The 20,935-nt window shown below is 63.9% G+C and carries 20 protein-coding genes; 6 read left to right on the plus strand and 14 right to left on the minus strand.

Annotated features, from left to right (window positions below):
• The 3 genes from ACXJ7R_RS06510 to ACXJ7R_RS06520 form a co-directional block, all read right to left on the minus strand.
• The coding region (locus ACXJ7R_RS06510) for a VOC family protein (RefSeq protein ID WP_457151093.1) at window positions 1-730 on the minus strand (730 nt) is incomplete at its 3' end.
• Window positions 731-746: 16 nt separating this feature from the next.
• Window positions 747-2,264, minus strand: a complete 1,518-nt coding sequence (hpaE, locus tag ACXJ7R_RS06515) for a 5-carboxymethyl-2-hydroxymuconate semialdehyde dehydrogenase (RefSeq protein ID WP_457151094.1) — start codon at window positions 2,262-2,264, stop codon at window positions 747-749.
• Between the two features lie 11 nt (window positions 2,265-2,275).
• Window positions 2,276-2,662, minus strand: coding sequence for a 5-carboxymethyl-2-hydroxymuconate isomerase (locus tag ACXJ7R_RS06520; RefSeq protein WP_457151095.1), 387 nt, complete (start codon window positions 2,660-2,662; stop codon window positions 2,276-2,278).
• A gap of 223 nt (window positions 2,663-2,885) precedes the next feature.
• On the opposite strand from ACXJ7R_RS06520, the gene hpaR reads away from it, so the two are divergent.
• On the plus strand, window positions 2,886-3,281 hold the full coding sequence (gene hpaR / locus ACXJ7R_RS06525; RefSeq protein WP_457151107.1) for a homoprotocatechuate degradation operon regulator HpaR: 396 nt from the start codon (window positions 2,886-2,888) through the stop codon (window positions 3,279-3,281).
• A 29-nt stretch (window positions 3,282-3,310) separates the two neighbouring features.
• On the opposite strand, the gene ACXJ7R_RS06530 is transcribed toward hpaR, so the two are convergent.
• Window positions 3,311-3,820, minus strand: a complete 510-nt coding sequence (locus tag ACXJ7R_RS06530) for a flavin reductase (protein ID WP_095083603.1) — start codon at window positions 3,818-3,820, stop codon at window positions 3,311-3,313.
• A gap of 6 nt (window positions 3,821-3,826) precedes the next feature.
• The gene (locus tag ACXJ7R_RS06535; RefSeq protein ID WP_457151096.1) at window positions 3,827-5,371 is read right to left on the minus strand and encodes a 4-hydroxyphenylacetate 3-hydroxylase N-terminal domain-containing protein; all 1,545 of its coding nucleotides are present in this window, start codon (window positions 5,369-5,371) and stop codon (window positions 3,827-3,829) included.
• A 92-nt stretch (window positions 5,372-5,463) separates the two neighbouring features.
• On the opposite strand from ACXJ7R_RS06535, the gene ACXJ7R_RS06540 reads away from it, so the two are divergent.
• Window positions 5,464-6,333 (plus strand): helix-turn-helix domain-containing protein, encoded by an 870-nt coding sequence (locus ACXJ7R_RS06540; RefSeq protein ID WP_457151097.1) that lies wholly within the window; start codon window positions 5,464-5,466, stop codon window positions 6,331-6,333.
• 45 nt (window positions 6,334-6,378) lie between these two features.
• Here the strand turns inward: ACXJ7R_RS06540 and ACXJ7R_RS06545 are convergent, their stop codons facing one another.
• Window positions 6,379-7,896, minus strand: coding sequence for a winged helix-turn-helix domain-containing tetratricopeptide repeat protein (locus ACXJ7R_RS06545; RefSeq protein ID WP_457151098.1), 1,518 nt, complete (start codon window positions 7,894-7,896; stop codon window positions 6,379-6,381).
• Between the two features lie 253 nt (window positions 7,897-8,149).
• Here ACXJ7R_RS06545 and ACXJ7R_RS06550 point away from each other — a divergent pair, with 253 nt between their 5' ends.
• Window positions 8,150-8,404, plus strand: a complete 255-nt coding sequence (locus tag ACXJ7R_RS06550; protein ID WP_457151099.1) for a DUF1127 domain-containing protein — start codon at window positions 8,150-8,152, stop codon at window positions 8,402-8,404.
• A gap of 184 nt (window positions 8,405-8,588) precedes the next feature.
• Here the strand turns inward: ACXJ7R_RS06550 and ACXJ7R_RS06555 are convergent, their stop codons facing one another.
• From ACXJ7R_RS06555 to ACXJ7R_RS06585, 7 genes are all read right to left on the minus strand, one after another.
• A complete protein-coding gene (locus tag ACXJ7R_RS06555) occupies window positions 8,589-9,569 on the minus strand; it encodes a 2-dehydropantoate 2-reductase (RefSeq protein ID WP_457151100.1) in 981 nt (326 codons plus the stop codon).
• Window positions 9,570-9,571: 2 nt separating this feature from the next.
• Complete coding sequence (locus tag ACXJ7R_RS06560; protein ID WP_457151101.1) at window positions 9,572-11,098, minus strand: acyl--CoA ligase; 1,527 nt, start codon at window positions 11,096-11,098, stop codon at window positions 9,572-9,574.
• 326 nt (window positions 11,099-11,424) lie between these two features.
• Complete coding sequence (ggt, locus tag ACXJ7R_RS06565) at window positions 11,425-13,011, minus strand: gamma-glutamyltransferase (RefSeq protein WP_457151102.1); 1,587 nt, start codon at window positions 13,009-13,011, stop codon at window positions 11,425-11,427.
• A 29-nt stretch (window positions 13,012-13,040) separates the two neighbouring features.
• On the minus strand, window positions 13,041-13,841 hold the full coding sequence (locus ACXJ7R_RS06570; RefSeq protein WP_457151103.1) for an ABC transporter permease: 801 nt from the start codon (window positions 13,839-13,841) through the stop codon (window positions 13,041-13,043).
• The gene (locus ACXJ7R_RS06575; protein ID WP_457151104.1) at window positions 13,838-14,749 is read right to left on the minus strand and encodes an ABC transporter permease; all 912 of its coding nucleotides are present in this window, start codon (window positions 14,747-14,749) and stop codon (window positions 13,838-13,840) included. The genes ACXJ7R_RS06570 and ACXJ7R_RS06575 overlap by 4 nt, the downstream gene beginning before the upstream one ends.
• Complete coding sequence (locus tag ACXJ7R_RS06580; protein ID WP_457151108.1) at window positions 14,749-15,831, minus strand: ABC transporter ATP-binding protein; 1,083 nt, start codon at window positions 15,829-15,831, stop codon at window positions 14,749-14,751. Before ACXJ7R_RS06580 ends, ACXJ7R_RS06575 begins: the two co-directional genes overlap by 1 nt.
• An 81-nt stretch (window positions 15,832-15,912) precedes the next feature.
• On the minus strand, window positions 15,913-16,953 hold the full coding sequence (locus tag ACXJ7R_RS06585; protein ID WP_457151105.1) for an ABC transporter substrate-binding protein: 1,041 nt from the start codon (window positions 16,951-16,953) through the stop codon (window positions 15,913-15,915).
• Window positions 16,954-17,191: 238 nt separating this feature from the next.
• Between ACXJ7R_RS06585 and ACXJ7R_RS06590 the strand changes: the two genes are divergently transcribed.
• Window positions 17,192-17,893 carry a GntR family transcriptional regulator gene (locus ACXJ7R_RS06590; protein ID WP_095083584.1) on the plus strand — a complete coding sequence of 234 codons (702 nt, stop codon included), beginning with the start codon at window positions 17,192-17,194 and terminating at the stop codon, window positions 17,891-17,893.
• Window positions 17,894-18,569: 676 nt separating this feature from the next.
• Here ACXJ7R_RS06590 and ACXJ7R_RS06595 read toward each other — a convergent pair.
• Entirely contained in the window at window positions 18,570-19,328 is a 759-nt protein-coding gene (locus tag ACXJ7R_RS06595) for an SDR family NAD(P)-dependent oxidoreductase (protein WP_457151106.1), read from the minus strand.
• A gap of 195 nt (window positions 19,329-19,523) precedes the next feature.
• Between ACXJ7R_RS06595 and ACXJ7R_RS06600 the strand changes: the two genes are divergently transcribed.
• Together ACXJ7R_RS06600 and ACXJ7R_RS06605 are read left to right on the plus strand one after the other, a co-directional pair.
• Window positions 19,524-19,736: a hypothetical protein gene (locus tag ACXJ7R_RS06600; protein WP_095084346.1), complete on the plus strand. Its 213-nt coding sequence runs from the start codon at window positions 19,524-19,526 to the stop codon at window positions 19,734-19,736.
• Window positions 19,737-20,082: 346 nt separating this feature from the next.
• A partial coding sequence (locus tag ACXJ7R_RS06605) for an adenylate/guanylate cyclase domain-containing protein (RefSeq protein ID WP_457151109.1) occupies window positions 20,083-20,935 on the plus strand: 853 nt, incomplete at its 3' end.

Consider the following 20,935-nt stretch of genomic DNA (forward strand, 5'->3'; position numbering starts at 1 on the left):
GGCCGGGGCCGCGTTCGATGTTTGGCAGGTAACCGGTCGTCGCCATCAGGTCGAGCAGGTCGATGATGTTGAGCGGCGTCGGCACCCAGAAGGCGACGTGGTGCAGGCGCGGCCCGATGCCGTTGGTGAAGGCGATGTCGTGGACGCCGCCCTTGCGGTGCGTCCACGCCGCCCACAGCTTTCCGCTGCTCGCATCCTCTGTGTATTCGGTGACGCGGAAGCCGAGCTCGTTGTAGAAGGCGACGGACTCGTCGACATTGGGCGAGAAACAGTTGAAGTGATCGATGCGCAGCGGCTTGACGCCGTGATAGAGCGCATATTTCTGATGGATCGGCGGCAGCCGCTCCATCTGAGCGTAGAATTCGAGCGGAATGCCGTGCGGATCGCGGGTGCGGAAGGTGCGCGACTGGTAGGGCCGCTCGACCCATTCCACCGGCAGGCCTTTTCCTCCAAAGAAATGCTCGGCCTTGTCGAGATCCTCCTCGGAGAACAGCTTGAAGCCGAGGTCGCGCGCTTCGGCCGTAGGGGCCTTCTTCAGCACGATGCAATGGTGCCCGCGCTCCTCCAATGCCCTGAGATAGATGGTATCGGCGGTCTCGTCGGTGACCTGCAGGCCGAGTGTGTCGAYATAGAAGGCGCGGGACCTGGCGAGGTCGGTGACGGCCAGTTCGACATGGCTGAGGCGCACGATGTTGAATTCAGGGTATAGATTGGGCTTGGGCAAGGGCATTTCTGATCTCCTCCGGTCAGCCGCCGAGTTTCGGGATCGCGTGCGCGGTCGTGGCGAAGGCTATGTTCTTCGTCTCCATGTAGAAGTCGAAGGAATGGTCGCCGCCGTCGCGGCCGATGCCGGWATTCTTGACGCCGCCGAACGGCGTCGGCAMATGGCGCACATTCTCCGAATTGACCCAGATCATGCCGGCGTCCAGCGCGTCGGTGAAGCGGAAGGCGCGGGTGACGTCCGACGTCCAGAGATAGCCGGTCAGGCCGTATTGCGTGTCGTTGGCCAGCGCCAGCGCTTCCGCCTCGTCCTTGAAGGAAATGGCGGTCAGCACCGGCCCGAAGATCTCTTCCTGGGCAATGCGCATCCTGTTGGTGGCGCCGATGAACAGCGTCGGGCTGACATAGCAGCCGTCGCCCGGGCCGGCGAACTTGCCGCCGCCGGCAGCGACCACCGCGCCTTCCGATTTGCCGATCTCGATATAGGAGAGCACCTTTTCCTCGTGCACCGGATGGATCAGCGGGCCGACCACCGTTGCGGGGTCCAGGGGATGGCCGATCTTGATGCGCTTTGCCTTCTCCGCCACCAGATCGGTGAATTCGTCGTAGACCGAGGCTTCGATCAGCAGCCGTGACGAGGAGGTGCAGCGTTCACCGTTCAGCGAATAGATCATGAAGACGGCGGCGTCCGCCGCGCGCTCCAGGTCGGCGTCGGCGAAGACGATCACCGGATTCTTGCCGCCAAGCTCGAAATGGACGCGCTTCAGCGTGTCGGCGCCTTGGCGCATGATCATCGAGCCGGTGCGGCTTTCGCCGACGAAGCCGATCGCTTTGATGTCGGGATGCTCGGTCAGCGCCTTGCCGGCGTGCTCGCCGAGGCCGTTGACGAGGTTCCACACACCTTTCGGCAGGCCAGCTTCTTCGGCGATCTCGACCAGCAGGCGGGCTGTCAGCGGCGAGAACTCAGCCGGCTTATGAACCACGGTGCAGCCGGCGGCCAGTGCCGGCGCGATCTTCCAGGTCGACAGCATGAACGGCGTGTTCCACGGCGTGATGATGCCGACCGGGCCGATCGGCACCCGAGTGGTCATATTGATCTGGCCTGTGGTCCGCAGCGTCTCGCCGTCGCGCGCCTCTGGCGCACGGTCGGCGAAGAAGCGGAAATTCTCGGCACCGCGCAACGCCGCCTTGGCCATGAACTTCAGCGCCTGGCCGGTGTCCATGCATTCGACGAAGGCAATCTCCTCGGCGCGTGCCTCGATGGCGTCGGCTATTTTGTGCAGCAGCTTCTTGCGCGCTTCGCCCGGCATCGCGGCCCAGGCCGGAAACGCCGCCTTCGCCGCCTTGGCGGCGCGGTCGATGTCGGCGGCACCGCCGCGCGCGACTTTGGCCAGCGGCTTGAGGTCGACCGGCGACAGCGTTTCGAACGTCGTGCCGTCGAGCGCCGGCACCGCTTCGCCGCCGATCTGGTTCAGCACGCCATCGCGCTTGAAACGGGCCAGATAGGCCTCGGCCTTCTTCAGATTGCCTTGCAGGTCGGACATCTTAGCTTCCGTCACTTGCCGCGCAGTCGCGGGTGGATTGCGTTCTTCTTCCAGCTCAGCACCGGGTCGATTTCCCGGATCTCGAGCGACAGGGCGAAATGCGGTGTCTCGAACAGCGCGGCAAGGTGCTCGCTCACCGCCGCGAAGACGGCTTCGCCGGTCCGCTTCTTCTCCTCGGCGCTGCGCCCGATTCCGATGCGAAACGACATATCGAGGAAAGCGTTTTCCGTCAGCCTGTCGGCCACCGCATAGGCTTCGGCGCGAAAAGCCCGCACCCGCACGGCGCCGGTTTCGAACAGCCCGGTATCCAGCACGGCGCGCAACACCAGTGCGCATAACTCGCCCATATCGACCTTGGCATCGAGATTGGCCGAATACTCGATGGAGAAGTGCGGCACCGCGTTTCGCTCCCCAATCACTTGTCTTGTTGTAGTTAACGCGTTAATTACATGAGGCGCCCATGAAGTCAAGTCTTGCATCGGCCTTGGCGCAACGATACGGGGATGGCTGGAACGGGCTTTCGGTGGGCGGATTCGGCTAAAGGAAGGCCTGTTTTCGATCGCAAGCCAGCGTGGGAGGCTTTTTTTCTTGCTGCCTGAAAACACCCGTCGTTCCCTGCCAATGGCGCTCCTGCACGCCCGCGAAGTGGTGATGGCGCGTTTTCGTCCGATGCTCGCGGCCCACGATGTGACCGAACAGCAATGGCGCGTGCTGCGCGTGCTGAGCGAAGCCGGCCCGGTCGAGGCGACCGAGCTTGCCGATCGCGCATCGGTGTTGCCGCCCAGCCTGACGCGCATCATCAAGGCGCTCGAGGGGCGCAGGTTCATAACCCGCAACAAGGCCGAAGGCGACGGCCGCCGTGTCGTGCTGACAATCGCCCCGGCCGGATCCGCCCTGATCGATGCGCTTTCACCCGAGCGTCGCATCATCTATGACGACATCGAACAGCGCTTCGGCCACGACAGGCTGGAAACGCTGCTCGATCTCCTGGAAAACCTCATCGACGGCGAGAGCTGACCGTTCGGTCCGGGCGGCATCGCTTGGGCTCACCCGCCAAAGCTGCCAAGCCGCGTCGGCTGCGTGTAGTTGCGGTCGACATAGAGCAGCGCCGAGCCGCCGCTGCCATGCCGGACATCGATGACCCGGCCGATCATGACGTTATGCGTGCCGACGATATGCACATCCTCGATCTCGCAATCGAAATTGACGATCGCATCCGACAGTGCCGGCGTGCCGGAAGTAAGCGTCTGCCAACGTGCCGCCGAATAGCGCGCTTCCATGTCCCTGGTCGCGCCGGCGAACTTTCCCGCAAGATGCATGTGGTCGTGCGTCAGCACGTTGACGCAGAAGCGCCGGTTGGACAGGAACATGGCGGCCTGCGTCGAGCGGCCGTTCATGCACACCAGCAGCGTCGGCGGCTCGTCCGAGACGCTGCACATGGCGGTGGCGGTGAAGCCGCCGCGTCCGGCCGGGCCGTCAGTGGTGACGATGTTGACCGGCGCGCAGACCCTCGCCATGGCGTCGCGGAAATCGGCTTTCGAAATCTGCGTGGCCATCTGGGTTCACTCAGCCGACGAAGCAAGCGGATTGAACCAGGTATCTCCCGTCCAGCCGTTCTCGTCATAGTCGGCCATGCAGGTGTCGACCAGCTCTTCCATCGCCTTCAGCCGCCCGCCGCGTTCGGCGCCCTTCAGCACCTGCAGCCGCACCTCTTCCGGCGCCCCGGCATAGTTGAGCTCGTAGAGTGCGTGGCGGCCGCCGAATTCGGTGCCGGTCGCGTCCCACAACAGCTTCATAATCTTGATGCGCTCGATATGGCCCATGTCGTTCGAGCCGCGCACATACTGCGCCAGATATTTGTCGATCTCGGGATTGTTGAAGTCGCGCACCGAGGACGGCAGGTAGATCAGCCCCGAGGCGATCACCCGGCGCACGGTGTCGATGACGCGCGGATAGGCTTCCGACATGAAGGTCCGGTAGGCAAGGGCCGCCTCCAGATTGGGCAGCACCGCGCCGTTCGCCCACGGGATCGGGTTGTACGCCATGGCATTGGAAAAGCTCCAGAACATGTGACGCAGCGCGATGACCTCGCCCAGCGCTGCCTGGTTGCCGCGGAAGGCATCGCCACCGGTGGCGCGCAGCGCCTTCGCCAGCAGGCCGGCGAGGAAGTCGAGCTTGACGGCAAACCGCGTGCAGCCCTGGAAGCAATAGCCGTGCATGAAGCCGGAAGCCGGATGGAATGACAGGATTTTCTGCGCGTCGCGCAGCACCAGCACGTCCTCCCAGGGGATGAAGACATTGTCGAGCACCAGGATCGCGTCGTTTTCGTCGAAGCGCGACGACAGCGGATAGTCGAAGGGTGCTGCAACGGTATTGGCCGTCTGCTCGTAGGAGACGCGGCAAAACATCTTTATCCCCGGCGCGTTCATCGGCACGATGAACATCACCGACAGCGACGGATCCTCGGTGACCGTCGCCGAACCCTGCGCCAGGAAATTGTAGTGGGTCAGCGCCGAGGACGTCGCCACCACCTTGGCGCCGGACACGGTGATGCCGGCATCGGTTTCCCCAGTGATGTGTACGAAGACGTCCTTCACCTGTTCGGCCGGCTTGTGGCGGTCGATCGGCGGATTGACGATGGCGTGGTTCATGAACAGCGCCGCCTCCTGGGCGCGCTTGTGCCAGGACAGCGCGTTGTCCTTGAACGGCCCGTACCAGTCGGCATTGGCGCCAAGCGTGTTCATCAGCGCCGCCTTGTAATCGGGTGTGCGCCCCATCCAGCCATAGGACATGCGCGACCACTGGGCGATAGCTGCTTGCTGGTCGACAAGCTCGGCGGAAGACTTGGCGACGCGGAAATATTTGTGGGTGTAGCCGCCCGAACCGGTGTCGGTTGGCGAGGTCAGCGCGTCTTGCTGCTTGGTGTCATGCAGGGCATCATAAAGGCGCGCCAGCGACCGCGCCGAATTGCGCATCGCCGGATGCGTGGTGACATCGGCGATGCGTTCGCCGTTGATGTAGACCTCGCGGCCGTCGCGCAGGCTGGCCAGATATTCGGCCCCGGTGAACGGACGCCCCTTGTCGGCACGGAAGTCTTCTGAGCGCATGATGTTCCTCCACTTGCGTGACGACTGTAGCGCCTGGGCCGGGGATCGGTTATGGACGGAACCACAAAACTGATTGGACTTTTTCCGGCGCCATGAGCCAGAGTTCCATCCCCTACTTCTTCGTCTATGGCGAGCCGGTGCGGCCGCTCGATGTCGGCTTCCTGCATGTCGAGACGGTGCTTGCTCGCAGCAACATCCATCTCGGCGAGGTCGCCGCGCACAAGCATCCGCAGATGGGCCAGATCACCTACTGGACCGGTGGCTCAGGTACCTACCGCATTGAAGACCGCTCCTGGGACTTTTCGGCGCCCGCCGTCAGCTTCGTGCCAAGCAATGTCGTGCATGGCTTCTCGATCGGCCCCGGCACCGACGCCATCGTCGTTTCGGTTGCCGATGACGCGCTCGCCGCCATTGCCGGCCAGAGCTTGCTGCCGCTGGACAGGCCGGTGTTTACCGACGGCCCGCCGCACCATACCGCGTGGAAAAGGCTGGCGGCTGTGCTGGAGATGATCGCTGCCGAATACGCTGAGGCGCAAGCCGGCAACGACAAGGTGCTGCCGGCGATGATCGCCGTCGCGCTCTCCCACATCGCCCGCCTCGGTCCTGATGGGACCACCGCCACAACCTCTTCCGAGGCTTCGCTGGCACTGGGCCTGCGTCGGCTCGTCGACATGCATTTTCGCGACAACTGGCCGGTCGACCGCTATGTCGAGACGCTGGCCACGACACCGCATTTGCTCGACAAGGCCGCCCGCGCGGTGCTGGGCACCGGCGTCAAGCGGGTGGTCAGCGAGCGGCGATTGCTGGAGGCGAAGCGACTGCTGCTGTTCACAGTGCGCACGGTCGAGGACATCGCCTACGAGATCGGCTTTGACGACCCGGCCTATTTCTCAAGGGTCTTCCGCGAACGGATCGGCGAAGCGCCGGCCGCCTGGCGCCGCAAGCAGTTGCGGGGGCATTGAGCGGGTCACCTGGATGCGGGCCTTGCGGGAGGTTACGCCGGCGCGTCAGTCCGGGAGACCGGCCTTGCGGAAGCCATCGACGAAGTGCTCAAGCGTCGCTGCGTCGCGGAAGGGCTCTGTCGTGGCCCAGTGGCGGGTGGTGAAATGCGGGTTGCCGACGAGGAACAGTTCGACCTCCGCGCGCGCTTCGTCGAGCCGGCCGAGTTGCGCGAGGCTTGCCGCCAGGAAACGGCGTGAGCTTGTCCGATAGGTCTCGTCCCGGCGCAATGTCTCGACAGCGGCTTCGTAATCGCGGGCCGCATATTGCGCCGCGCCGAGCGTCAGATAGTACCAGCTTGGCGGAAACGGGTTCAGGCGGAACGCCTTGCGAATATGCTCGAGGGCCTCCTCGACCCGCCCGGCCAGCGCCGCGATGTCGGACAAAGCCGCCCAGGCGTCCGCCTCGTTCGGGTCGAGCTCGAACGCCTTGGCGAATTCCGCATCCGCCTCAGTGAAGCTGCGCTCATAGGCAAGCAGGTAAGCCAGGACCCAGCGGCAGCCGGCATCGTTGGGATCGATCGCCACGGCCTTGCGCGCCAGTTCCAGGGCAACGCTGCGGGAAGACTCACTTGGTCCGCCGGAATGCACCGATCCCATCCAATGGTTCATGGCAAGCCAGCGATAGGCCTCGGCATATTCGGGATCGAGCGCCACCGCGCGCGTCAGCATCAGATGCGCTTCCTGCGCCATCTGCGGCGAATCATCCATCAGCTTGCGCGCCCGCACGCAGAGATCGTAGGCCTCGAGATTTCTGGGTCGGTGGCGTGGCGGCGGTGCGCGCAACCGGCCGAGCAGCGCCTCCACGATCTTGGCCGTCACCTCGTCCTGGACGGCGAAGATGTCTTCCAGGCCGCGATCGAAGCGTTCCGCCCATAGATGATCGCCACTGACCGCGTCGACCAGCTGCGCGTTGATGCGCACGCGCCCCGAGGCGCGTCGGGCGCTGCCCTCCAGCAGATAGTGCACGCCAAGATCGCCAGCGATCTCACGCACGTCCATCGCCTTTCCCTTGTAGGCAAAGACCGAGTTGCGGGCGATGACGAACAGGCCGGATATCCTCGACAGGTCGGTGATCAGGTCTTCCGTCAACCCATCCGCGAAGGAGTCCTGCTCGGGATCGTTGCTGACATTGACGAAAGGCAGCACGGCTATCGATGGTTTGCCGGGTAGCGGCAAAGGTTTTCGCTTCGCGTCACCAAGCTGTTCGATGGGCCCCGTGAAGCGGTAGCCGACGCGTGGAACGGTGACGATCCATTCGCCGCCATCCCCAACCGGGCCAAGCAGCTTGCGCAGCTGCGCGATCTGAACGGTGAGATTACCTTCCTCGACCGCAGTGCCCGGCCATGCGGCGTCCATCAATTCGGCCTTGCTCAGGATGTCGCCGGGCCGTCCGACGAGCGCCGCGAGCAACTTGAGCCCGCGGTAGCCGACGGCAGCGGGCACATCGTTCCGAAGCAGCGTTCCCGCACCGGTATCAAGCACGAACGGACCAAAGGCGAAGCGTGATCCCTGCATAGGGCGCATCTATAGAGCAATTTCAGGAACAGTGTGAAACGGTTTTCCCGGGAAGAGCGCGTAGCGCTTTTCCTCAGGGAATTGCGTCAAAACAAAGAGTTAGGGCAGGTTGCCGGTTCCGTGAACCGGTGACCGGCTCTACCCATTTGGAACTTTTGAGAACTATTTGGGAAGGCTTAATTACGGCGCTGTCCGTAACCTGCAGAATTCGGCCTCTTTCAGGTCGAGGGCCTCTGGACCCTCAAACCATATGGAGGTTGTCATGACCAACATTCTTGAATTTGCCCCGCACAAGACAGCGCAGTCGGGAACGCCCGTGGCGCCAAAGGCGCGTCGGCATCTGACGACCCTGCAGAGCATTATTGCGAGCTGGCACGATCGGACCTGGCGCGAGCGGATCCGCTTTCGCTGGGAGCTTGCGCAAATGGCGAGGGACAATCCCTATCTGATCGACGATATCGGTCTGACGGACCGGCAGGTCGAGGCAGAGCTCGCCAAGCCGTTCTGGCAACGTTAGCGCGAAGGTTGCAAGGGCACCGGATCGCGGCCATGCCATTCGTCATGCTGGCGGCATTGGCTGGGCTGGCCAGCAGTTGTCGGGCGGCGCGGCATCGTCGGCGAACTTTTTATGCGCGGCTTCTGAAGCCGGCAGCGAATGATTGACCGGCAGCGAAGGACTGACAGCAATCGATCCGGACGGTTCAGGAATAGCAACCGCGTTCAATCCCGAGGCGGCGCACCAGCGCCAGCACGGCATCGATGGTGGGGGTCGGCTTGTCCGTTAGCCGGCCAAGTTCCTGCACCGCGCTGACCAGCGCGTCGATCTCCATCGGCCGGCCGCGTTCCAGGTCCTGCAGCATCGAGGTCTTGTGCTCGCCGACATCGCCGGCGCCCTTGATGCGCCGGTCGACGGCTATGGGAAAACGCACGCCGAGACTTTCGCCGATCGCCTGTGCCTCCAGCATCATGGTGCGGGCAAGCGTTCGGGTTGCCTCGTCGGCAACGATCGCCGCCAGCGTGCTGCCGGTCAGCGCCGAGATCGGGTTGAAGGAGAGATTGCCCCACAGCTTGACCCAGATTTCGCTGCGGATGTCGTCGCGGACCGGTACCTGCAGGCCTGCCTTGACCATCTCGTCGGCCAGAAGCGTGACCCGTTCGCTGCGCTCGCCGGAGGGTTCGCCAAGTGAGAAGCGTTTGCCCTCGACATGGCGGATCAGGCCGGGCGCGTCGACCTCGACGGCGGGATAGACGACCGAGCCGATGACCCGCTGCGGCCCGATCCGCTCCCAGATCTTGCCGCCGGGGTCCACCGCGTTCAACCGCGTGCCTTCCAGCGGCCCGCCGACGTCATGGAAATACCACCACGGCACGCCGTTCTGCATCGTGACGACGGCGGTGTCCGGCCCGAGCAGCGGCGCGATCTGATCGAGCGCAGGGGTGAGGGAGTGGGCCTTCAGCGCCAGTACCACATAATCCTGGGCGCCAAGCTCTTCTGCTCTGGCCGCGGCCCGAACAGAAGCCACCGATTCCTGGCCGTCTTCGATCAAGCGCAACCCATTTGCCTTGATCGCGTCGAGATGCGCGCCGCGCGCGACGATCGAAAGCTCGGTCCGGCCGGCCATGGCGAGCTTGGCGGCGAGATAGCCACCGATCGCGCCGGCGCCGAAGATGGTGATCTTCATCGTCAAAGTCCGAGTTTGGCGGCAAGCCCGATCCGTTGCAGCTTGCCGGTGGCGCCCTTGGGGATCTCGTCCAGGATCAGGATCTTGCGCGGCACCTTGAAGTCGGCGAGCCGCGTCGCCGCATAGCCGCGGATATCGCTCTCGTTGGCGGCCATGCCTTCGCGCAGCACCACCGCCGCCGCCACCTCCTCGCCGAGCTTGTCATGCGGCATGGCGAAGGTGACGACCTGCGCCACCGCCGGATGGTCCATCAACACGTCATCGACCTCCAGCGGCGAGATCTTCTCGCCGCCGCGGTTGATGATCTCCTTCAGCCGACCGGTGACGCGCAGATAGAAATCCTCGTCGAGCACGCCCTGGTCGCCTGTGTGGAACCAGCCATGCGCGAACGCCGTGGCGTTGGCGTCCGGGTTCTTCTCGTAGCCTGCCGTGACGTTGGGTCCGCGAATGACGATCTCGCCGGTTTCGCCGGCCTTGAGCAGCTGCCCGTCAGGCGCCATCACCGCCACCTCCGGTCCGGCGGAGGCGCCGACGCTGCCTGGCTTGCGGAGGCCTGGCGGCAGCCGGTTCGATGCCATCTGGTGCGCCGCCTCGGTCATCCCGTAGGATTCGATCACCGGGCAGCCGAAGGTCGCCTCCAGTTCGGCCATCACTTGTGCCGGCAGCGACGCCGAGGACGAGCGGATGAAGCGCAGACGCGCTGCCGCCAGCGCCTCGGCATTGCGTGCCGCCCGCGGCAGGATCGCCTGGTGCATGGTCGGCACCGCCGTGTACCAGCTCGGCCGCGCATCGCTCAGCCACTGGAAGAAGCGCAGCGCGTTGAAGCCCGGGGTGCAGTAAATGCTGCCGCCGGCAGCCAGAGAGGAGAGCACCGCCGCGATCAGGCCGTGAATGTGGAACAGCGGCATGATGTTGAGGCAGCGGTCATTGGCCGTCAGGCCGAGCGTGGCGCCGATATGGGCGGCCGAGGCCGCGATATTGGCATGGCTGAGCGGCACCAGCTTGGGTCGCGACGTGGTACCGGAGGTGTGCAGCAAAAGCGCGATGTCGCCATCCTGCGCCATCTCAGGCGCGGCTTGCGGCCCGATCGCAGGGCCCTCGATGGCAAAGCTTCCGGCCGGCGCGTCAGGCAAAGCGATAAGCCGAAGCACGCCGATGCCGAGCCGTTCGGCCACGGTCACCGCCGGCCCGCTCTCGTCCTGCGCAACGAGGATCGCCTTGGCGCCAATATCGGTCAGGTAGAAATCGAGCTCGTCCGCCCGGTAGGCCGGATTGAGCGGCGCCGTGGAGGCGGCTGCCGCCACCGCGACAAAGGCTGCGGCCATCTCCGGCCCGTTCGGCAGCACGATGGCCACCCTGTCGCCGCGGCCGATACCGCGCGCATGCAGCGCGGCTGCCGTGGCGGCGATCAATTCGCGCAGTCCGCGATGCGTCAGCGTGGTTCTTTCGGGCGCCGAAATCGCCGGCGCATCATCGGCGCCGGCGGCAAGACGGTGGGAAAGGTCTGCATCGTTTCCAGTGTGGGTCATGTCACCGCCTATGTTTCAAGCGACCGCTTACAAAGTCCAGCGGCGATTTCGGACACCGGGCCAATCGCCTCGGACCGATAGTCGACGTTAGCGCCGCCCCTCATCCGCCTGCCGGCACCTTCTCCCGTATAGAGACGGGGAGAAGAGGGAGCCGCACCCTCTGTGCATTTCTCGCAACGCTGGCGATTGGCGAAACCATCGATGAAAGCGTCTTTCTCCCCGTCACTATACGGGGAGAAATGCCCGGCAGGGCAATGAGGGGCTGCGCCAACACCCGGTGATGTAATCGCCCGACTCCGGACCACGCCACCATTTTGCCGATCATTTCAATACCCAAGCGCCAAACCATCCTTGCGCGGATCGGAGGCGCCGGTTAGCGTTCCCTTCTCCCAGTCGATCAGCACCACTTGCCCGCCGCCCAGCGGGTGATGCGGCTCGGCCACGCGATGGCCGCGCCGGCGCAGGCCCTCGATTGCTTCGGCGGGCACGTTGCGTTCGGCCTCCACGGTATCATCATTGTAGAATACCCGAGGCGCATCCAGCGCTTGCTGCGGGTCCATGCCGAAATCGAGCATGTTGGTCAGCAGATGGACATGTCCGAACGGCTGGTAGCCGCCGCCCATGACGCCGAACGGCATCACCACGCGGCCATTCCTGGTTGCCATGCCGGGCATGATCGTATGCATCGGCCGCTTGCCGGGCGCGATGGCATTCGGATGAGCCGGGTCGAGGCGGAAGCTCGAGCCACGGTTCTGTAGCACGACACCGGTCTTCGGCCCGACAACGCCGCTGCCGAACGAATAATAGGTCGAGTTGATGAAGGAGACCGCGTTCCGGTCGCGGTCGACGATGGAGATGTAAACCGTGTCGCTGCCTGGCAGGTCCAGGCGCGGCAGGTGCGTCATGGCACGCTCGCCGTCGATCTCGGCACGCAGCCGGTCGGCATAGGCGCTGGACAGGAGTTGTGCCACCGGCACCGGGACATGATCCTGGTCGCCGACGAAGCGGTCGCGGTCGCGATAGGCCAGCCGCCCCGCCTCGATCTCCAGATGCAGGCGCTCGGCGCCGTTGGGGTCGAGCCCGCCGAGCTTGAAACCAGACAGCACGTTCAACATCAAAAGCGCCGTCAGCCCCTGATTGTTCGGCGGCATCTGGTGGATGTCGTGGCCGCCATAGGAGGTGCTGACCGGCGCCACATAGTCGCCCCTGGTCGCTGCGAAATCCTCGGTCGAATGCAGTCCGCCCAATTCATTGAGCCGACGCACGATATCGTCGGCAACAGCGCCTTCGTAGAATCCGGCGCGGCCATGTTTGGCGACTATCCGCAACGTGGCGGCGAGTTCCGGTTGCCGGTGGACATCGCCGGCCTTCGGTGCCTTGCCGCCGGGCAGGAAGATGCGCGCGGCATGCTCGTCGGCCGACAGATCAGTCTCCGGTTCGGCCCAGTCGAAGGCGACGCGGTCATGCACGACATATCCATTCTCGGCATAGTGGATGGCTGGCGCCAGCGCCTCGGCAAGGCCCTTGCGGCCATGGTCCTCCAGCAACCGGGCCCAGGCGTCGACGGCACCCGGCACGGTGACCGCATGCGGTCCCTGCAGCGGGATGCAGTTGAAGCCTTTTTCCAGATACCAGTCGACCGTTGCCTTGGCCGGGGCGCGGCCGGAGCCATTGAAGGCCAGCACGTCGCCTTGTCCCGCAGGGCAGTAGAGCACGAAACAATCGCCACCGATGCCGGTCGACTGCGGCTCGACGACCGCCTGCACGGCGGCGGCGCAGACGGCGGCATCCATGGCGTTGCCGCCGGAGCGCAGCATCTCGATTGCGGCAAGCGTCGAAAGCGGGTGCGACGTTGCGGCAACCGCTTCCGTGGCACGGACCGGCGAGCGGCCGGGAAACTGAAAATCACGCATTCTGTCTGGATATCCCATGGTCACTTGAATCAATTCCTGCGCCCGAACATCTGCCCAACCGACAACAGGACGACCGACAGCACGATCAGGCAGGTCGAGATGGCGGCGATCGTCGGGTCGATCTGGTCGCGCAGCGCGTTGAACATGCGGCGCGTCAATGTCGTCGTATCGCCGCCCGATATGAACAGCGAAACCACCACTTCGTCGAAGGAGGTGATGAAGGCGAACAGCGCGCCCGAGACGATCGAGAAGCGGATCTGCGGCATTGTCACCTGCCAGAACGCGGCGACCCGTCCGGCACCCAGGCTGCGCGCCACCCGCTCCTGGTTCATGTCATAGGAGCGCAAGCCCGACAGCACCGTCAGCACCACCAGCGGCAAGGCCTGCACGGTATGCGCGATGACCAGGCCGGTCAGCGTGTTGTTGAGCCCGATCCGCGCATAGAGGAAGAAAGTGCCGATGCCGATCAGGATCACCGGAACGATCAGCGACGCCGTCAGCAGCGCGTTGATGGTGCCGTTGAAGCGCAGCGTGCCGCGGTTGATCGCATAGGCGGCGGCGGTGCCGAGCGGCGTTGCCACCAATGTCGTCATGATCGCCACCTTGACCGAGACGATCGTCGCGTCGCGCCACTCCAGCGACTGGAAATAGGTCTGGTACCAGCGCAGCGACCATTGCTGCGGCGGGAATTGCAGCAGCGTCGAATCCGAAAACGACATGATGACGATGATGATCGACGGCGCGATCAGGAACAACAGCACGAGGCCGCCGAGGGCGTAGAGCCACAGACGTTGCCGGTGCGAGATCGGCAGGCCGATATCCTCGCTCATCGCGAACTCCATACGCCAGTGGCGCGCGCGCCGAGCAGCCATTGGAACAGGCCGAGAAGCGCCAGCGTGACCACCAGCAGCACCACGCCGAGGGCCGCTCCGGCTCCCCAGTTCGAGTAGAGGCTGGTGGTCTGTTCCATGCGCATTGCCCACATGATCACCTTGCCGCCGCCCATCAGCGCCGGGGTGACGAAGAACCCCAGGCAAAGCACGAAGACGATGACCACGCCCGAGGCAAGCCCGGGCAGCGACAGCGGGAAGAAGATCTGCCGGAAGGTGGCGACCGGACCGGCGCCAAGGTTCATCCCGGCGCGCAGGCAATCGCCGTCTATGGTCTTCATCGAGGCGTAGAGCGGCAGCACCAGGAACGGCAACAAGATGTGCGTCATGCCGATGACGACACCCGACAGATTGTTGGCGAGCGACAGCGGCTGGCTGATGACGCCGAGGTCGATTAGCCAGCTGTTGATCAGGCCCTTGCGCTGCAGGATCACCAGCCAGGCATAGGTGCGCACCAGGACCGAAGTCCAGAACGGCAGGATGACGAAGATCAGGCAGATCGAGGCTGCCCGGCGCGGCAGTTGCGACAGCATGTAGGCCAGGGGATAGCCGAGCAGGACGCAGGCGCCGGTGACGATGAAGGCGACCTTGAAGGTGGTGACGAAGGTCTTGATGTAGGAGGCCTGCTCGAAGAAGCGCGCATAATTGGCGGTGCTGAGGACGCCGGCCTCGTCGAACAGCGACAGCCAGAACAGCCAGCCGATCGGCACCACGATGATGGCAAAGACCAGGAACAGGCTTGGCGACAGCAGCGCCAGCAGCCGCAGCGACTCGCGCCGGGCGTCGGCCCGCAACGACTGCGCATTCAGATCGCCGGCAGATGCGTGGAAGGCGGATTGCGCGCTCATCAATCTGATGCCACCAGGATCGTGTCCTGCGCGTCGAGGCCGAGGTTGATCGGCTGGCCGGGAGCCGGCATTCTGGCCAGCACGTCGCTGCGGCAATAGTCGCGCAGCGTCAGCTGGCGGCCGTCGCGCAGCGCCGCGTAGCAGACGAAGCTGTCGCCCTGGTAGATGATGTCACCGACCGTCGCTGTGATCACATTGACGCCGCTTTGCGGCTCGGCATTTGCCAGCAGCCGCAACTTTTCCGGCCGCACCACCATCAGGTGTTGGCCCGATGCAGGCGCCGGCGCCGCGGTATGGATTCTCCTGTCCTCGTACCAGACCGAACCATTGCGGCATTCGACGGGAATGAAGTTCGATTCGCCGATGAAGCCGGCTACAAACCGCGTCTGCGGCGTGGCGTAGAGGGTTTCTGGTCTGTCGAGCTGTTCGATGCGCCCGCCATTCATCACCGCGATGCGGTCCGACATGGTGATGGCTTCGCGCTGGTCATGCGTGACATAGACGGTKGTCATGCCAAGCCGGCGATGCAGGCTGCGCAGCTCGATCTGCATATGCTCGCGCAGGCCCTTGTCGAGTGCCGACAAGGGCTCGTCCATGAGCACGATGCGCGGCTCGAAGACGATGGCGCGCGCCAGCGCCACGCGCTGGCGTTGGCCGCCGGAGAGCTGGTTGACCCGGCGCTCGCCCAGGCCCTGCAGCTTGACCAGATCCAGCGCCTTCTCGACGCGCTCGGCCGTCTCGGTGCTGGCGACGCCGCGCTGCTTCAGCGGAAAGGCGATGTTGTGGAAGACGTTCATATGCGGAAACAGCGCGTAGTTCTGGAACACCATGCCGATGTTGCGCTTGTGCGGCGGCGTGGTGATGATCTCGTCGTCGCCGACCTTGATGCTGCCGGCATTGGCGCGCACAAAGCCGGCCAGGATCATCAGCAGCGTCGTCTTGCCGGATCCGGAAGGCCCCAGCAGCGTCAGGAACTCGCCGGCTTCGACATCGAGGTTGAGGTCGCGCAGCACCGCTACGCTGCCAAATCGTTTCTCGATCCGGCGCATGCTGATCGGCAGCGCGGATGGCGCAATGGACAAGATCATCGTCTCCTGAACTGAGGCGGCAGAGCAGGGCGAGCGGTTGCGCCGCCCTGCCGTGGTTTGGGTTCTGGCCAGGGCCTATTGCTGGACCAGATTGTTGAACTTTTCCGTCGCCTCGACCAGAGYGTCGCGCCAGAATTCGGCGTCCTGCAGCACCTGCTTCTTGACGTTTTCGGGCGCCGAATTGATGTCCTTGATCCTCTCCTGCGGGATCTTGCCGGTCTCGAAGGCCTTTTCGTTCACCGGCCCGTTGTCGACATAGAGCGGCAGATTGGCCTGCAATTGCGGGCTGACGAACATCGCCAGCGCCTTCATGGCGGCTTCCTTGTTCTTGGCGCCCTTGGGAATGACCATGCAGTCAGCGGTCAGGACACCCTGGTCGAACGAGAAGCTGACCGGCGCGCCTTCCTTCTTCAAGGTGCCGGCGCGGCCGTTCCAGATGCTCGCCATGTCGACTTCGCCGTCCTTGACCAACTGCATGGCCTGGGCACCGGAGGTCCACCAGGCATCGACATGGCCACGGATCTTGTCGACGGATTTCAGCGCGCCGTCTATATCGACCGGATAGACCTTGTCGATCGGAATGCCCTCGGCCAGTGCCGCGACGCTCAGCGTCTCCGTCGCCTGGCTGCCACTCAGCGCGCGCCGTCCCGGAAACTTCTCGACATTCCAGAAGTCGGCCCAGGTCTTCGGGCCTTTGTCGCCGAAAACATCGGTCCGGTAGATGAGCACGACCGAGGTGTAGGAAATGCCGACCCAGTCGTCATGGACCAGCTTCGGGTTGATGCCGCTCTTGTCGATGATGCCGTAGTCGAGTTTTTCGAACAGGCCTTCCTTCGAGCCGCGTGCGCATTCGTCGGCGCCAAGCTCGGTGATGTCCCATTTGACGGCATTGCCGGTGACCTGCAGCCGCACGTCGTCGAGGCCGTTGGTGGTGTCTTCCTTGATGGTGATGCCGAGCGCATCGGCGGTCGGCTTGAAGAACGCCTTGGTCTGCGCCTCCTGGTAGGTGCCGCCCCATGAGGCGACGGTGATGGTATCGCCCGCCATGGCGGGGGCTGCGAGCGACGCCATGAGAGCGGCAACCGCAACAACGCTAACGTTTCTGGTCATGTTCATTTTCGGCTCTCCAACCGGTGTTCCCATTGTTTTTGATTTCGCATGCTATCTTGTATACAATTTTGAGTGTAGCCTAGCGATCGGTGATGTCAACACCGTCCGGCGCGATCGAATTCAGGCGTGTCGAGCAGGGCAAAGATGGAAAGAGACGGCCTCGCTGGGGCGTGGCAAATTACGCCGACTGCGACTACAGCTGTGCGTGTCCCGGCTGAAAGACCGGAGAACTGGGGACGAAACCTTGGCCAAGGAAACCAAAAATACGCTACGCGACTCGGTCTATTCCTCGCTCAAGGCGATGATCGTGACCGGCCAGATTCCACCGGGCTCGCGCGTCACCGAAAGCGACATCGCCGCGAAGCTGAATGTCAGCCGCACGCCGGTGCGCGAGGCCTTCAACCGCCTCGAGCGCGATGGCCTGGTCACCGGCAGGCCGCGCCAGGGCTATGTCGTCACCGAATTCGACATCAGCATGTTCCGCGAGGCCTTCGAGATCCGCGAACTGCTCGACGGCCACGCGACAGAGTTGGCCGCGGCCGTGGCGACGGAGCAGGACAAGGCGCGGTTGCGCGCCATTCTGACTGAGTGCGAGCGGCTGGCCGCCATACCGGATCGCACCACCAGGGAAAAATTCCAGGAGCTCGAGGCCGGCATCGACCTGCATCGCGTCATCGCGCAGATCAGCGGCAATGTCATGCTGCACGGCATGCTGTGCGGCATCCTCGACAAGTGTCAGCACTATGTCTGGACGGAGCTCTTGTGGCTGGACGAATGGAAGATCGCCCGCGACGAGCATGCCGAAATCGTCGACGCGATCTGCGCCGGCGATGCCAGCCGGGCCGGCACGCTGGCGCGCGCCCATGTGCGGGGATCCCGCGACAACGTGCTGCGCCTGCTGCAGGCCAAATCGGACTACCAGAGTTTCCTGGCCAAGGCGTCTTGAACACGCCGGCTAACGGGATGAAGCGCCTGRCAGGCTTTCATTGGCACGCCCGAAGAAGTTCGAACCCCTTAGCGGCCGGCGCCTATCATGGGCTGAGCTCTATGCGCAGCGGCCGGACCTGCGGCCGGCCAACGATAACGGGCGGAGGGGTACAGCCGGCGAGGCCGGCTGCATTCGGCCGCTGGAATGCCATGTCAGCCAGTCGCGTCCTGGTTTTCCAAATAGGCACGAGATGCCAGTGGCTCCTACTTAGCGACGAATATGGATCAGGCTGGCGTCCCCGCCGATCGAAGTGGACCGCTAGGCCTTCGTTGACTGCTGCCAATACAGCGCACCGCTCAAGCTGATCGTCCGACAGCTCGCAATCAGGGACTTTATCTCGAACTGACTGAACTGCCGAAAAGGTCGAGATGATGCGTCCGGGAGCAGAGGAGTCGATATATCCGGCGATAGCGTCAGTGACGTCATCGGGAACAAGAAAGTTGAATTGGCGCGACGTGGTGGAAGCTACGATCCGATTTAGCATTTCGCCTGCTGAAAGCCCCAACGGATACTATCCGCTGCGGATGGTATATCAGCAAGAACTAATGGGCATCGGTCGGGTGTTATGCACCGAATTCTAATTGAACCTGTCGAAAGACACGCTGCCTCGTTCCGGCGAAGCGCCTTTGACCCTTCAGCCCTTGCGTTCCTGCAGGCTGTTGCCGCCGTCGACCACCAGCAGCGCGCCATTGACGTAGCTGGCGCCTTCCGATGCCAGGAACACGACCGCTGCGGCCACTTCATCCGGCCGGCCGGCCCGCGCTGGCGGCGTATGCAGGGCCGCGGTCCGCTCCATCTCGCTCGACGAACCCGTTTCGATCCAGCCGGGGGCCACGGCGTTGGCGGTGATACCGCTTTTCGCCACTTCGAGCGCCAGCGTGCGGGTCAGGCCGACCATTCCGGCCTTGGCGGCGGAATAGGCGGCGGTGCCTTCGAAGGACACCAGCGGCCCGGTGACCGACGCCACGTTGACGATACGCCCATAGCCCGCTTCGACCATCGCCGGCAGGAACGCCCGGGTCACCAGAAACGCTGTCTTCAGGCTGACGTCGATCCCTTGGTCCCAGTCGGCCTCGGTCATGGAGAGGAACGCCTTGTCGACCGAGGGCGATGCCAGCGAGCCCATGCCGGCATTGTTGACCAGGATGTCGATGGTGCCGGCGCTTGCCCGCAGCCGCTCGACATCGGCGGCGACAGTGAGATCGGCGACCACGGCAGTGGCATCGATGCCCTCGGCACGAAGCTCGGCGGCGCGATCGAGCACACGCGCGCTGGCGCCGGTGAGGACAACGGCATGGCCGGCATGGCCGAGCTGCCGGGCAATAGCAAAGCCGATGCCGTCGGACGCACCGGCCCCGGTGATCAACGCACGCTTGATGCTGGCAGGGGACATGGTCAAATCAGCCTCCGATGGTCGCAATCAAAGCACCATAGTCGATGAATGGATTTGGCGCGCCGGAGGAGATGAAACTGGTACTGCTGTGTTGTTTGGCGCCTATCAGTTCTAATAGGCTCGGCCATTGCACAGAATGTTGGCGCACCAGTCGCCGGCCGCTGCGCGAACGGCAGATTCCAACCGGAGGCTCAAATGTCAGTTGTCGAGGAAGAAGCTTCGCCCGCGGTCCCCTCACATCCAGAGGAAATCAAGTCGGTATTCGACCTGCGCTTGGGCAAGCATGTTACCTTGCAGGGCAGTGCCAGGATAACGCCGGCAGGCGTGATCAGCGCCGGCATCGCGGTCGCCGTGATGACGCTGGCGATGGGCTATCTTGCCTCGTCGACCAGGCGTCGCAGGCAATAGGCGAGACCCAGCTGACGCACCGGCCGAAAGGAAATTGGGCGCCGCTATATCATTGCTGCGCCTGTTGGTTTCTGAGATCACCCACTCGGAGTGTTAGGCCCGCTTGGCGGCATGAGCCGACGCTTGGCAACCGAGGCGATGAACATCTCAATGGGGCCGGAAGCGACTGTCAGCTTTCAGGCTGGGCAAAACAGCGCCCCCTTGCGTCCAGCGTAGTGCGGACCGCTTTGCGCCGATTCCGTTGAAAGAGTCCGACGCACCGCAAAGTCGGCGCCGCGGGGCGGGCCTCTCGTCAGGGCRCAGCATTAGGTGTACCATTTTGGCCCTGTTGGTCCGGGGCCGGGTGATGATCGTCCCTCCATTGAACCGGAAACTGCTGGCGATCCTGGCAGCGGACATGGTCGGCTATTCAAAGGCGATCGAGATCGACGAAGCTGGCACCATCGCACGCCTGAGGGCTATCCGGGCCGATGTGACCGATACGGCGATCGCTCTGCACCAGGGTCGAATTGTCAAGCTGCTAGGAGATGGCGCGCTTGTCGTCTTCGACAGCGTGGTCGATGCGGTGATCTGCGCAGCCGAAATTCAGAAGGCTGTGGCCGTTCGCAATGGTGGATTGCCGGAGCATGAGCGGATTGTGTTCCGCATCGGGATAAATCTTGGCGATGTGGCACTGGTGGATGGCGATGTGTATGGCGACGGCGTCAATATCGCCGCTCGCCTAGAGCAGCTTGCCGAGCCGGGCGGAGTAATGGTGTCAGGTACGGCCTACGACCATTTGCAGGGCAAGCTTGATTGGCCACTCGATTTCGTTGGCGAGCAGCATGTCAAGAACATCAACCGCCCCGTGCGGATGTACCGGGTGAGGCTCGATGGCAAGCGGGTGCGTTGGACCTTACGCAAGGCGATGCCGCGCTGGACCAGGACGGCTGCGGCGGCCGTCGTGGTGCTGGCTCTGGCGGGTGGAGGGACCTGGTGGTTCTTTCAGCCCGCGCCACTGGGGGCCAAGCCGTCGGTCGCGGTGCTGCCCTTCAATAATTATGGCGACGACGAGGTCACCGGTCGTTTGGCCGATGGATTGACTGAGGATATCATCACCGACCTCGCACGGTTTCCCGAACTTGAGGTCGTGGCCCGGAATTCGACGGAAGTTTACAAAGGCAAGCCGGTGGATGCCCGCCAGGTCGCAAGTGCGCTCC

It is taken from the genome of Mesorhizobium sp. P5_C1 (assembly GCF_054049815.1).

Coding starts and splice junctions, on each gene's coding strand:
- ACXJ7R_RS06600 (WP_095084346.1), top strand. CDS start 19,524: ATGTCAGTTGTCGAGGAAGAAGCTTCGCCCGCGGTCCCCTCACATCCA.
- ACXJ7R_RS06540 (WP_457151097.1), top strand. CDS start 5,464: ATGAGCCAGAGTTCCATCCCCTACTTCTTCGTCTATGGCGAGCCGGTG.
- ACXJ7R_RS06550 (WP_457151099.1), top strand. CDS start 8,150: ATGACCAACATTCTTGAATTTGCCCCGCACAAGACAGCGCAGTCGGGA.
- hpaR (WP_457151107.1), top strand. CDS start 2,886: ATGGCGCTCCTGCACGCCCGCGAAGTGGTGATGGCGCGTTTTCGTCCG.
- ACXJ7R_RS06575 (WP_457151104.1), bottom strand. CDS start 14,749: ATGAGCGCGCAATCCGCCTTCCACGCATCTGCCGGCGATCTGAATGCG.
- ACXJ7R_RS06595 (WP_457151106.1), bottom strand. CDS start 19,328: ATGTCCCCTGCCAGCATCAAGCGTGCGTTGATCACCGGGGCCGGTGCG.
- ACXJ7R_RS06570 (WP_457151103.1), bottom strand. CDS start 13,841: ATGAGCGAGGATATCGGCCTGCCGATCTCGCACCGGCAACGTCTGTGG.
- ACXJ7R_RS06535 (WP_457151096.1), bottom strand. CDS start 5,371: ATGCGCTCAGAAGACTTCCGTGCCGACAAGGGGCGTCCGTTCACCGGG.
- ACXJ7R_RS06555 (WP_457151100.1), bottom strand. CDS start 9,569: ATGAAGATCACCATCTTCGGCGCCGGCGCGATCGGTGGCTATCTCGCC.
- ACXJ7R_RS06545 (WP_457151098.1), bottom strand. CDS start 7,896: ATGCGCCCTATGCAGGGATCACGCTTCGCCTTTGGTCCGTTCGTGCTT.
- ggt (WP_457151102.1), bottom strand. CDS start 13,011: ATGCGTGATTTTCAGTTTCCCGGCCGCTCGCCGGTCCGTGCCACGGAA.
- ACXJ7R_RS06560 (WP_457151101.1), bottom strand. CDS start 11,098: ATGACCCACACTGGAAACGATGCAGACCTTTCCCACCGTCTTGCCGCC.
- ACXJ7R_RS06530 (WP_095083603.1), bottom strand. CDS start 3,820: ATGGCCACGCAGATTTCGAAAGCCGATTTCCGCGACGCCATGGCGAGG.